The sequence below is a fragment of the Psychrobacillus soli genome (assembly GCF_006861775.1).
In the GTDB taxonomy this organism is placed as follows: Bacteria; Bacillota; Bacilli; order Bacillales_A; family Planococcaceae; genus Psychrobacillus; species Psychrobacillus soli.
This window is the reverse complement of record NZ_VDGG01000038.1, coordinates 24,330-37,410: the sequence shown is the minus strand read 5'-3', so window position 1 is coordinate 37,410 and position 13,081 is coordinate 24,330. Positions and strand designations below refer to the sequence as shown.

Genomic DNA, 13,081 nt, shown 5'->3' with positions numbered 1-13,081 from the left:
GGTGAATCCAATAATTGGATTCACCCAGACGAAATACTGCAGAAATTTTGTTTTTTGCGAGTTGCCACTGAATAAGTAAGCAATTTCTTTTGATTTTCGCTGCAGACGACGACTCCAGTGGAGGCCAACAGGATGTTGGTCACGAAGGCGTTGCCACACGATGTGGCGCCTAGCCTTTGTTCCTTTTTTAAAAGTACGAACCATACGGGGGGCAGTTTAGTATCGAAGGCATGCTTATGAAAAGAATACCTTCACGCTTCTTAATTTTGAAGAAATGATTTTTCGAAAAGCTCTAGAAGATACTCTAGCGTGATTGGATCACTGTAGGTAGATGCTTTCGTATTTATTTCAAATACTTGATTGTTTTTAACTGCAGGTATGTTTTTCCATAAGTCAGTTTCCATAAATGAATTATCAACATCTGGGTTTTTACTAAAGATTACATAATCTCCCGCAAACTCAGGAAGCATTTAGATAAAAAATGTCAATAAATTTATTATGGATGATTAGTATATGAGAAGAGACAGGAGAATTCAAAAAGCCAAGAAGGAAGTAGGTGTTTTACTTCTTTCTTGGCTTCACATCATGTTAGTCTTGTTTGTATTACATTTTCACTAAATCCACAACCGTACCTGTTTTTGCATCTGCTGCAAATTCAAATTGTTCGAGTTCCCCATTTTTCATCCGGGAAATGCCACCTTTATATACATTTGTACGAATTGCCTCTTTGTTAAAAGGCTCTGGATTCATTAAAATCCATGATCCATCAATTGGTCCCTCTTCTTTAAACGATGTTTTTATCTCTTTTAGAACGAGCTCAGCAGATCGATTAAAATTCACTTTGTTAGCGGCTTGACTTGCTATAATTCCAATTGCAATTCCAGTTCCTAGACCCATCATATAATCTTTTAATTTCATCATTATCCTCCTTCAGTCATTTTTTTCAGTGTATCACACATCTCGTTTCGTTTAAATTTTTCGATATACGAAGTTTAATTGTAGTAAAGTAATGTATCTTTTATTACAATAGAAGGGGAATCTTTTTGGAAAAAAATAAGTTTTTACATAGCATTAGGAGGCTTTTTTATATGAATGAAGAAACGCGCTCACTATTTAAAACGTTAACAGAATTACCTGGTGCACCCGGTAACGAACATGCAGTACGTGCATTTATGCGAAGCGAGCTATCGAAGTATTCGGATGAAATAGTCCAAGATAATTTGGGTGGTATTTTCGGGTTGAAAAAAGGCGATGCGAATGGACCTAAAATATTGGTTGCAGGTCATATGGACGAAGTTGGCTTTATGGTTTCGGGTATTACAGATAACGGAATGATTCGTTTTCAACCACTAGGTGGATGGTGGAACCAAGTGCTACTTGCGCAACGTGTGGACATTGTAACGAAAGAAAAAACAATTCCAGGTGTGATCGGTTCCATTCCTCCTCATTTACTGAGCGATGAAATACGTAATAAACCGATGGACATTAAAAATATGCTCATCGATGTTGGCGCAGACAATAAAGAAGACGTAGCTAGAATGGGGATTAAACCAGGAGATCAAATCGTTCCTGTTTGTCCATTCACACCAATGGCTAATGATAAAAAAATTATGGCGAAAGCTTGGGATAACCGTTATGGTTGTGGACTTGCAATTGAACTGCTAAAAGAAGTGCAAAACGAGCAATTACCAAATATGCTCTATTCCGGTGCGAACGTAATGGAAGAAGTTGGTCTTCGTGGGGCACAGGCTTCGGCAAATATGATTAAACCAGACTTATTTTTCGCATTAGATGCAAGCCCTGCAAATGATGCTTCCGGTAACAAAAATGAATTCGGTCAACTTGGGAAAGGGGCACTCCTACGTATTTTCGACCGCACAATGGTAACACATCGCGGTATGAGAGAATTCGTATTGGATACAGCAGAAACACATAAAATCCCATATCAATACTTCATCTCCCAAGGTGGAACGGATGCAGGTCGAGTGCATACATCCAATGAAGGAATTCCAAGTGCGGTAATTGGTATATGCTCACGCTATATTCATACATCATCATCAATTATCCATACAGATGATTATGCAGCAGCAAAAGAATTACTAGTAAAACTAGTAAAAGCATGTGACCGTACTACATTAGAAACAATCAAAGCAAACGTATAAAAAAGATGCCCTCGAGGCATCTTTTTTTGCAAAAGGAGAATGAATGGATGAACATATTCATAGGTACTACTAATAAAGCTAAAACAAAAGCAGTTCAAACAATCTCACGTATTTATTATCCAGATGCTAGTTTTATAAACAAAGAAGTAGAGTCACTAGTTTTTGCGCAACCAATGAGTAACGAAGAAACGAGACAAGGGGCGATCAATCGAGCAAAACAACTAATGGAGTTGCCCAATTCAGATGACTTGTTTGGAATTGGATTAGAAGGAGGGGTACAGGAAATAGAGGGGAGCCTTTACATTTGTAATTGGGGAGCACTTGTTGCAAATAATGGTGAAGTATTTACTGCGACTGGAGCAGGTATCCCATTGCCAAATGAAATCGCTGTACAGTTACGAACTGGTGCGGAACTTGGCCCAGTTATGGACGTCTATACAAATAGGAAAGGTATTCGTCATGACGAAGGGGCAATTGGTGTATTTACGAATGGGCTGATTACTAGAAGTATGATGTTCGAACATATTATGTATCTTCTAATTGGACAATATGAACTTTCCAAGAAGTTGTTGTAGTTGCATGTGGTACAAATCATCGTTAAAATATATAGCAGTTATGCTTTGAATGGAGGAAAGTAAATGACTCGAAATTGGATGCGAGTATTTTTCGCGTCACTAGCTGTCATTTTATTGGTTGGATGCTCTTCCATAGAAGAACAAGTGGAAGACGGTATAGAAAATGCGAAATTAGTTTTTCAAGGTGATGCTGAAAAACCGAATGAAAAAGTAAATAATATAAAATTATTTATCCCAAGTGGTTTTTCAATAGAAGATGAGTCAGATGAAACAAATATTATTCTTTCAAAAGGAAACGATTCTTATATATTATTTCTTAATCCGAATGAATTGTTAGATAGTCGATTATATTATGATTTAATGATGGCGGATACTAATTTGAAAATTGTAGAAGAAAAGACCTTTGAACAAAATGGTCGTTTTGGATTTGTAGCAATTATCGAAAATAGTGAAGAAAAATATGAACTCGTTACAAGTATCGGTGGTATTAAGCTGACGACGATTTCCAAACATCAAAATATTGCAGGAAATTTGGATAAAATGATGACAATTGTTAGATCTATTACTACAAACTAAAAGGAGATTTACATGCAAAATTTAACTTCTCTAGAACAATTCGAACAGTTAAAACAAGGGGAAAAGGTTGTTTTCAAATTCACAGCCGATTGGTGTCCAGATTGCCTTTTCATCGACCCATTTATGGAAGAAGTAGAAGACAAATTTTCAAACTTTACATTTGTGTCTGTAAATCGAGATGAATTCATCGATTTATGTGGCCAATTAGATGTGTTTGGCATTCCAAGTTTTATCGTTTTCGAAGATGGTGTGGAAAAAGGCCGTTTTGTTAGTAAAGACCGTAAAACAAAGGAAGAAATCGAATCTTTTCTTCAAACGATGTAAAACATTTAAACGGTTCCCTAATGGTGGACCGTTTAACTTTTTTTAGCTAAAGTCGTACATTTTTCTTAGTAATGAGTTAGATACAGAAACTATTGATCATTCAGTCGAGTTGTATGTGATTGAAATGAAAGGAAAGATTTAAAGTGAAAGCGTTAGAACTTATAAGAGTTTTAAAAACAAAACTATCGGAAGAAATATATACGTATGATTTTAATCGGGAAACGAATAAGCTTCGATTGACGCATAAGGAAATCGGAAAAGGAATTGATATTTCGATACCTCCTATTTTAGCCAAATATGAAACGAAGAAAGATCAAGCAATCGAAGAAGTGGTGTATACAATTCATCACACATTTCAAGCGATGGAAAAAGAAATGGCAGGGGAAATTGATCCGGCTTCTTCTGTCTACCCAGTTATTCGTTCTACTTCATTTCCTTTAAAATCAAATGAAGGAAATAAATTTATTACAAAAGACCATACAGCAGAAACACGTATTTACTATGCATTAGACTTAGGAAGCACCTATCGTCTACTCGATGAAAAAATGTTAGCTGCCTGGAATATAAGAGAAACAGAAATTCGTGAGAGAGCATTATTCCAAGTTAGAAACTTAGAAACAAATTACAAAAAAGATGTCGTTGCGGACAATACGTATTATTTCTTTAATAATAACGATGGTTATGATGCTAGTCGTATGTTAAATGAATCGCTACTTCGTGACATGAAAAAAATAATTGTTGGAGATATGACTGTTTCTGTACCCCACCAAGATGTTATGATAATTGGTGATATAAGAAATGAAACAGGATACGATGTTCTAGCTCAAATGACGATGCATTTCTTCACGGTTGGAACTGTACCGATTACTTCATTATCTTTTATATATGAAAATGGCCATTTAGAGCCAATATTTATCATGGCGAAAAATCGAGTAACGAAGGAGAACGAAGACAAATGAATATTTATTACAATGAAGTGGGCATAGGGGATGTACTATTAGTACAATTAACACCTGAAAAAGTAGTAAAAGTCGTGACTGAAACTAAAGGTGACGTAACATTTGTGAAAGATGCACAGTCAAATGAAGTACTAGCGATCAATATTTTTGGCTTTAGCAAATACGAAAAAATAGAGACGACTGGCACTGTTGAGCTAACAGCGGCGTTCGTCGAAAAAGTACAGCAAGCTTTAAATGCAAATGGTGCAGAATTCCAATTAGAAGTCGACTTGTCACCTAAATTTGTTGTTGGTTATGTAGAATCATTAGAACAGCATCCAAACGCGGATAAATTAAAAGTTTGTCAAGTTAATGTTGGAGAGACTACATTACAAATCGTTTGTGGTGCACCAAATGTGGAAGCTGGCCAAAAAGTGGTAGTGGCAAAAGTGGGAGCGGTTATGCCTTCTGGTATGAATATTAAAGACGCGGAGCTTCGCGGAATTGCTTCTAGTGGTATGTTATGTTCCGCAAGAGAATTAGCAATACCGAACGCACCAGAAGCGAAAGGTATATTAGTTCTAGATGAAAATGCCGAAATAGGAACAGCCTTTGTATCATAAGGCATGTTCTCTTAATCTATAATTAGCTAATTTATATCAAAATATGAAAAAGCATGCCAATATGGTGTGCTTTTTTATTATATAAGGGGACTTATACCGTTTTTATTGGTAAAATAGAAGGTATCTATTAGAAAGAGTGATGAAATTGAATTGGTTTAAAAAACTATTTGGATCTAATGAAGAAGAATATAAAGAAGAAATCGAAGTAGAAGAGAGAACTGTTTCGACTACACGATCAAAAACACCATTTCGCTTTCCATTAATACCAGATGAAGAAAGAAATGACACGCTATACGAACAACCAAATGATGATAAAATTATTCATGAACCTTTTATAGAAAAAACATTAACAGAAGAACAACCATATAAACCATTGTACACGCAAGACAAGTGGCAACAACGGAAGCAACCGACAGTCATTCACCGATCAGAAAAAATAACAGTGGATGATACGCCCGCAATCATAAGAAAAAAAAGAGCATTTACACCAACGGAAGTACCTTCACCTGTATATGGTTTTTCAAAAAGCAGAGAAAGTTCAAAACAGATAGAAAAACCACTCGTGGACAATACCTCCACTAGTACTATTCAAGAAACGTGGCAACAACGGAAGCAACAGAAATTAGATCAACGTATAGAAAAAAATACAATGGATGGTATTACGACTACAGCAAGTAGAAAAAGTGCGTTTACGCCAACAGAAGTACCATCTCCTATTTATGGTTTTTCGAAAAATAGAGAAAAGCAATCCTCTATCGAAAAACATGCAGAAAAAGAAACGAAACTAGAAGAAATAATGATAGAGGAAGTACCAGTTAGTACGCTACCTGTACAAATGGCAAAAGAAGAGGTTACACCAATACTTAAAGAGACAGAGGAATCTGTACCTACACTAGAATTAGTACAAGAAGAACAACTAGAAATAGAAGAAGTAAAACAAGAAGTACAAGAAGAAATGCCAGAAGTAGAAGAAGTAAAACCAGAAGTACAAGAAGAAATGCCAGAAGTAGAAGAAGTAAAACCAGAAGTACAAGAAGAAATGCCAGAAGTAGAAGAAGTAAAACCAGAAGTACAAGAAGAAAAACAAAAAATACAAGAAGAAATGCCAGAAGTACGAGAAGAACAACAAGAAGTTCAGAAAGAAAATATTCGCCCTTTTAATGTATTAATGCTGAAATCAGACAAACAACATATAGAAAAAGCAATGATAAAAAAAGAGGAGAAAATAGAAGAACCAGTCAGAGTGGAAGATCCAATTGCTGTAACTCCAGAACAATTTGCTGCAGAAGCAACTGCGGCAACACTTGTGGAAGAACCATCGCCTGTGTTGGAACAAGCAGAGGAAGAGAAGTTGGAAGTTCAAACAGAAAATATTCGGCCTTTTAATGTGCTAATGCTGAAATCAGATAAGCAAAAGTTGAATAAACTAAATATAGATAATATACATGAACCTGTAATACAAAAACCTGTAGAAACAATCGAAGTACCCCAAGCAATACTAAACGAAAAAGAGGAACAAATAGAGCAGGAAATCGTTTCCTCTAATTACACGAGACCATCATTCAGTTATTTGCTCCCACCTGAAATGAAGGATGAGGACAAAGAGTGGATGGAAGAACAAGCATACACATTAGTAGAGGCATTATCCCATTTTCAAGTAACAGGTGAAATTGTTCAAATGGTTCAAGGCCCAGCTGTAACACAATTTGAACTGACTGTAGGCCATGGGACAAAGGTAAGTAAAATTCGCAACCTAGCAGATGATTTGAAATTAGCGCTTGCTGCAAAAGATATTCGTATTCAAGCACCAATTCCAGGGAAAAGATCGATCGGAATTGAAATTCCTAACCGAACGTCACGAGCAGTTCGTTTATCGGAAGTGCTTAATACAGAGGTTTTTATACAGTCTGATTCCCCTCTTGAAGCAGCACTTGGACTCGACCTTACTGGAAAACCTGTGACACTGGATTTACGAAAAATGCCACATGGTTTAATCGCAGGAGCAACAGGATCTGGTAAATCGGTATTTATTAATTCATTACTTGTGAGTTTGTTGTATAAAGCGACTCCAGAAGAAGTAAAATTACTATTAATCGATCCTAAAATGGTAGAGCTTGCTCCGTTTAATCATGTTCCACATTTAGTAAGTCCTGTTATTACAGATGTTAAAGCAGCAACTGCCGCATTGAAATGGGCTGTAGAAGAAATGGAGCGTCGTTATCAATTATTTGCACATATTGGAGTACGCGACATTAGTAGATACAATACGTTAGCAACTTCGAAGCGACAATTTGCGCAGAAATTACCATATCTTGTTATTGTGATCGATGAGCTGGCAGATCTAATGATGATGGCTCCAGCAGAAGTGGAGGACGCTATTTGTCGCATCGCACAAAAAGCGAGAGCATGCGGTATTCACTTAGTTTTAGCTACACAGCGTCCATCTGTGGATGTTATTACGGGGCTTATTAAAGCGAATATTCCTACGCGTATTGCCTTTTCTGTCTCTTCTCAAATCGATTCTCGTACGATTTTAGATCAACAAGGAGCAGAACGATTACTTGGAAAAGGGGATATGCTATATCAAGGAAATGGCATGTCTAGTCCTGTTCGTATACAAGGTACTTATGTATCGGACGATGAAATCGAAGCGGTTATCGAGTATGCGAGAAGTCAGGGAACTCCTGACTATATATTCGAACAAGAGGAATTGCTACAAAGAGCGGAAACTTCCGAACAAGATGAATTATTTGAAGAGGCATGCCGTTTTATCGTAGAACAAGGATCTGCTTCTACTTCTTTACTGCAACGTAAATTCCACATTGGATATAATCGTGCTGCAAGGCTAATAGATGCCATGTATGAGAGTGGTTATATTACGGAACCAAAGGGGAGCAAAGCGAGAGATGTGTTACTTACTAACGATAGTTTAGAACAAATATTTAGTTAATATTATTTATTAAAAGTATGGATGAAAAAATGATATAATGGGGAGTACGTTTTTAGAAGATGTATGATAAATGAAGTGAAAATGTATTGAATAGTGTATTTAAGCGGGGATAGCCCCAGGAGGTTTACAACGTATGACAAAGTATCATTTTACAGGTATCAAAGGGTCTGGAATGAGCCCTTTGGCGCAAATATTACATGATGTAGGAAATGAAGTACAAGGTTCTGATATTGATAAGTATTTCTTTACAGAAAAACCTTTACATGAAAGAAATATAAATGTGTTGTTATTTGATGAAGCAAATATTGAGGAAGGCATGACAATTATTGCAGGAAATGCTTTTCCTGATAGTCATCCTGAACTTGTTAGAGCAAAGGAATTAGGATTGGAAGTCATTCGTTATCACAATTTTTTAGGTGACTATATGAGTCGATTTACTTCCATTGCAGTAACAGGAGCGCATGGTAAAACGTCTACTACTGGTTTGCTTTCTCATGTATTGAGCGGTTATTCGCCTACTTCTTTCTTAATCGGTGATGGCACTGGAAAAGGGGAAAAGGATGCGTCTAATTTTGTATTTGAGGCATGTGAATACCGTAGACATTTTCTAGCATATAGTCCGGATTATGCAATCATGACAAATATTGATTTTGACCATCCAGATTATTTCCAAGATATTGAGGATGTATTCCATGCATTTCAATCGATGGCGATGCAAGTAAAAAAAGGGATTATTGCTTGTGGCGACGATGCCTATTTACAAAAGATTAAAGCACCAGTTCCTGTCGTCTATTACGGTTTTGGGGAACATAATGATTTTGCAGCCCGTAATTTAGAGAAAACAACGGAGGGAACTTCTTTTGATGTGTTTGTTCGAAATGAGTTCTATGAGCGTTTTACAATTCCGTTATTCGGCGACCATGCCGTATTAAATTCACTCGCTGTGATCTCTTTATGCCATTACGAAGAAGTGCCAGCGGATATTATTCAAAAAGGATTAGAAACGTTTGAAGGCGTGAAAAGACGCTTTACAGAGACAGTTATCGGAGAACGGGTTATTATTGATGATTATGCGCATCATCCGACCGAAATTAAAGCAACGATTCAATCAGCACAGCAAAAATATCCAAATCGAAAAATTGTGGCGATATTTCAACCGCATACATTTACTAGAACGAAAAAGTTTTTACATGAATTTAGCGAAAGCTTAAGTTTGGCAGATCAAGTCTTTTTATGCGATATATTTGGTTCAGCAAGAGAAAATGCTGGGGATCTATCCATTCAAACGCTCGTCGATTTAATTGAAAACAGTCAAATCTTATATGAAGAGACAGTCGATCAATTACTTGGCTATGAACATGCAGTTTATTTATTTATGGGTGCTGGAGATGTACAAAAATATCAACAAGCATTTGAAGGAAAATTAAATAGCTGAAAAAAATGCTTAATCCTTCTGTGATTAAGCATTTTTTTAAAGGATATTTAAAAGAAACGTAGTATAGTAATAGAGAAAGAAGTTTAATTTTATTCTTTTAGGGTAAAAATGTTATAGGACAACGAAGAAAAGGGGAGGATACAAAATGGAAAATCTTTTATACATAGCTGCTATTATAGCTGCAGTTGCATTTTTGGTGCTTTGTATAAGTCTTGCTGTTACATTGTTTTCAGTGAAAAAGACTTTAAATAATGTTGCAGGCACATTAGAAGGATTGGATAAAAATTTACAAAATGTGACAAAAGAAACGGCGGAACTTCTTCATAAAACAAATGAATTAGCAGAAGATATACAAGAGAAATCGGAAAAACTAAATACAGTTGTCGATGCAGTGAAAAATGTAGGAACTTCTGTTAGTGGCTTTAATCATTCCATACAGCGACTAACATCTTCTGTCACATCTTCCGTTACAAAAAACGAAGAAAAAATAGCGCAAGTTGTACAGTGGAGTAATGTAGTATTAGGAATAAGGGATAAATGGAAAGAACGGAAAGAATTAGAGCAAGCAGGTTATCAAACTTATGAACAAAATAAAAAAACAAACCAATAATTGGAGGAATTTACATGAGCAACCACGAATCAAAAAAGCCAAATTATAATGAAGCGTCCTATAATCATGAATATTATGCAAATCAGCCTTCGTATGATAGACAAGCTGCTCCAAATTATCCACCAGTTCCTTACTACAACGAAACGAGAGAAAATGTGTATCGGGATGAAGAAGTAAACGGGAAAGACTTTCTTATTGGAGTATTCATTGGTGGTATTATCGGCGCCGCGACCGCATTATTATTAGCTCCTAAAACTGGATCAGAACTTCGAGGCAATCTTTCTACGCAAGCAGGGCAATTAAAAGAAAAAACAATCGATTTTTCTTCGACTGCCAAGGAGAAAACAACGCAAATCTCGAAGCAATTACAAGAGCAATCAGGTCAATTAGTAGATAAAGTGAAGTCCATCAAGGGGAACCCAACTTCTCCTTTAGACGACGGTACAGCTTCATATGAAGGTGAAGAACCAATGGATTATATGGAAACTATTTCACATACAACAGAAGAAGAAGTAGCGGCAGAGCAAGAAGATACTACAGCGGTTGCAGAAGCGATTAAAGAAGCAGTAGTAGGTACTAATAACTCAAATAAATAAGAAAACACGAAACGGCATATACCCGTTTCGTGTTTTCTTATTTAAACACAATTTCTAACTGATCGCCGCCAAAGATTTCTTCGTCAAACCGAGAGGGCTGTCCATTTCGAATAATTTGAAATGAACCAGCCCCTTCTGGCATATTCCAATCCGTAAAACGGAAAACATCTTGGAAAATCCACGGAGCATAGTTTACTTGCTTCCACTGTAAGATAGTTCCGCTTGGAATACTATCCGAAAGGGATAACTTCATTTCTCCAATTGACACGACTGCACATTCCCTCGTAAGCTCTATTGCTTCTCCTTGGAAAGTAAGTACTATATGCTCCATGAATTTCTTCTCCAATTGAACGGCAAGTTGTTGTAGAGTTGGAGGATTCGCTGCACTTATTTCTAAAACATCATTGTCTTGAACTGCGTAGGAAAGCTTTACTGATTTTCCATTTAACAATAATTTTGATGAAAAGGCCGGTATATAATGATTTTTATCCTCAATTGTAAACATATACGGATTCAACTGGGCTACATAACTTTCTTTTCGAATTGCATGTAAAATTTGTTCAACTGTTTGTGGTGTATCAACCGTAATTTTATCCCTTTCCTTTAACGGTGTATCGAGAGAGACCTTCTTTGCATTAACCTTTACTGAAGGTTCAACTGTATGTAAAACACCTTGAAAAGTAATCGTTTTAACAGAAGCATCATCGATTAAATCACGTACGGAAGCGGAACCTTCTTTCCCATTCTCGCCTTCTAATAATTCAATAATATCTTTGTTTTTGATCGCGGCTTTTGTATTAGTTTTCTGTCCATTTAACATTATTACAGCTGGTTTGCCATGTTCTCCTGGAATATGTATCGTTTGTCCATTCACTTCCACAGAAAGTGCTGCTCCTGGCTTGCCGTACAACTTCCGGGTAGGAATATTCGCTGCTAGCAGTGCATCCCCTACAGTCATTTCTTTTAGCTCAAATAGGCGAACGACTTGGCTGTTCACTTCTACAGACATATATTGTATTGGTGCCCGTTTTGCTGCGATAGCAATTCCGATTGGTGTAACCAGTTCTGGAGATATTGGAATATGTGCTTCTTTTGTTAAGTTTTGGATCGCATCAATTCCTCGGACTGCCACCCGATTTGCTGGTAAATTTAGTTTTTCTGCTAAAATCGTCGTAAGGGAAGGGGTTAAGCTTCCTCCACCAACGAGCATGACGGCTTTTGTCGGTCGGTTATTATTCAACCTGAGGATTTCGGTCGAAATGGATATTGCGAGTTCCAACGTTGCTGGCTTGATAGCTGCAATCATTTCTTCTTTTGGGATGTTTTGATCAAATCCTAGAATATCTTGTATCGGGATAAAGTCATTCGTATTAATTGCTCTTTTTGCATCTTCCGCGAGTGGAAAATCGAGTAAGTAATGATCACTTAACGCTTCTGTAATTTCATCTCCTGCATTTGGGACCATCCCATATGCGACAACTGTACCATAATCTGTAATGGCAATATCAGAAGTTCCAGCACCTATGTCCACAAGTGCAACATTCAGTCGTCGCATGGTAGGAGGGATTAATACATTAATCGCGGCAATTGGCTCCAATGTCAAAGCTTCCATTTCTAAGTTAGCCCTTTTTAAAGCAGAAAGTAATGATTCTACTACTACCCTTGGCAAAAAAGTTGCAATTACTTCTATGGATGCCTCTCGCCCTTGTTGGTCTACCAAACTACCAATTTCTTCTCCATCTAATCGGTAGTATAAAACACTATATCCGACGCAGTAATAGTGACTAGATTCTTTGTCCGAATCATTTTGCACTAAATTGTTTTGTGCTTGTTGTACGGCAGTAAGCTCTAATCGGCTTATGTCATCTTCAGAGAAAATAGGTCTATTTTTAATATCCATTTTAATCTCTGCTTGTTCTGTTTTTAGTGCTCGTCCTGCAGCAGCTACACTTACTTTTTCAAGTGGTCCATGTTTTTCCTCCAGCTGCTTTTTGATCGATTGAATGACTTCAGCGACTTTTAGTACATTATGTATTTGCCCATCGACCATTGCACGTTCTTTATGTTCCTCTACTAATATATCAACAACATGAAAGTTCTCATTGCGCTCTTCTAAAATAATTCCTACTACAGATCTTGTTCCTATATCTAATGCAAATAACTTAGCTGCCAATTTCCCACGTCCTTTTTCAGGCACACACTTTAGCGAGTTGAATCGCTAAAATAAAAATGCGTGACATTTTCACATACATTGATTATAATATGAGTTATACTTAAAAATGTATCATAATT

Annotated in this window: 12 protein-coding genes and 1 pseudogene; 10 read left to right on the top strand and 3 right to left on the bottom strand. The window is 36.7% G+C overall.

Going from position 1 to position 13,081, the window contains the following annotated elements; all coding sequences use genetic code 11:
• Nucleotides 1–260: 260 nt before the first annotated feature.
• Together FG383_RS21380 and FG383_RS15680 are read right to left on the bottom strand one after the other, a co-directional pair.
• A pseudogene (locus tag FG383_RS21380) lies at nucleotides 261–470 on the bottom strand (ABC transporter substrate-binding protein); the annotation flags it as partial.
• Between the two features lie 133 nt (nucleotides 471–603).
• Nucleotides 604–918 (bottom strand): hypothetical protein, encoded by a 315-nt coding sequence (locus FG383_RS15680; RefSeq protein ID WP_142608337.1) that lies wholly within the window; start codon nucleotides 916–918, stop codon nucleotides 604–606.
• A 170-nt stretch (nucleotides 919–1,088) separates the two neighbouring features.
• Here FG383_RS15680 and FG383_RS15675 point away from each other — a divergent pair, with 170 nt between their 5' ends.
• From FG383_RS15675 to FG383_RS15630, 10 genes are all read left to right on the top strand, one after another.
• On the top strand, nucleotides 1,089–2,162 hold the full coding sequence (locus tag FG383_RS15675; protein WP_142608336.1) for a M42 family metallopeptidase: 1,074 nt from the start codon (nucleotides 1,089–1,091) through the stop codon (nucleotides 2,160–2,162).
• 47 nt (nucleotides 2,163–2,209) lie between these two features.
• Nucleotides 2,210–2,737, top strand: coding sequence for a DUF84 family protein (locus FG383_RS15670; RefSeq protein WP_142608335.1), 528 nt, complete (start codon nucleotides 2,210–2,212; stop codon nucleotides 2,735–2,737).
• Nucleotides 2,738–2,800: 63 nt separating this feature from the next.
• A complete protein-coding gene (locus FG383_RS15665; RefSeq protein WP_142608334.1) occupies nucleotides 2,801–3,313 on the top strand; it encodes a hypothetical protein in 513 nt (170 codons plus the stop codon).
• A 12-nt stretch (nucleotides 3,314–3,325) separates the two neighbouring features.
• On the top strand, nucleotides 3,326–3,637 hold the full coding sequence (locus tag FG383_RS15660; RefSeq protein WP_142608333.1) for a thioredoxin family protein: 312 nt from the start codon (nucleotides 3,326–3,328) through the stop codon (nucleotides 3,635–3,637).
• A 143-nt stretch (nucleotides 3,638–3,780) separates the two neighbouring features.
• Nucleotides 3,781–4,596, top strand: coding sequence for a DUF1444 family protein (locus FG383_RS15655; RefSeq protein WP_142608332.1), 816 nt, complete (start codon nucleotides 3,781–3,783; stop codon nucleotides 4,594–4,596).
• Nucleotides 4,593–5,198, top strand: a complete 606-nt coding sequence (gene ytpR / locus FG383_RS15650; protein WP_142608331.1) for a YtpR family tRNA-binding protein — start codon at nucleotides 4,593–4,595, stop codon at nucleotides 5,196–5,198. The genes FG383_RS15655 and ytpR overlap by 4 nt, the downstream gene beginning before the upstream one ends.
• Nucleotides 5,199–5,343: 145 nt before the next feature.
• Nucleotides 5,344–8,148, top strand: a complete 2,805-nt coding sequence (locus FG383_RS15645) for a DNA translocase FtsK (RefSeq protein WP_246097030.1) — start codon at nucleotides 5,344–5,346, stop codon at nucleotides 8,146–8,148.
• Between the two features lie 133 nt (nucleotides 8,149–8,281).
• Complete coding sequence (gene murC, locus FG383_RS15640; RefSeq protein ID WP_142608329.1) at nucleotides 8,282–9,583, top strand: UDP-N-acetylmuramate--L-alanine ligase; 1,302 nt, start codon at nucleotides 8,282–8,284, stop codon at nucleotides 9,581–9,583.
• A gap of 145 nt (nucleotides 9,584–9,728) precedes the next feature.
• Nucleotides 9,729–10,193, top strand: coding sequence for a DUF948 domain-containing protein (locus tag FG383_RS15635; RefSeq protein WP_142608328.1), 465 nt, complete (start codon nucleotides 9,729–9,731; stop codon nucleotides 10,191–10,193).
• Between the two features lie 14 nt (nucleotides 10,194–10,207).
• Nucleotides 10,208–10,789: a YtxH domain-containing protein gene (locus FG383_RS15630; protein WP_142608327.1), complete on the top strand. Its 582-nt coding sequence runs from the start codon at nucleotides 10,208–10,210 to the stop codon at nucleotides 10,787–10,789.
• Nucleotides 10,790–10,826: 37 nt separating this feature from the next.
• On the opposite strand, the gene FG383_RS15625 is transcribed toward FG383_RS15630, so the two are convergent.
• Entirely contained in the window at nucleotides 10,827–12,962 is a 2,136-nt protein-coding gene (locus FG383_RS15625) for a cell division protein FtsA (RefSeq protein ID WP_142608326.1), read from the bottom strand.
• Nucleotides 12,963–13,081: the final 119 nt, after the last annotated feature.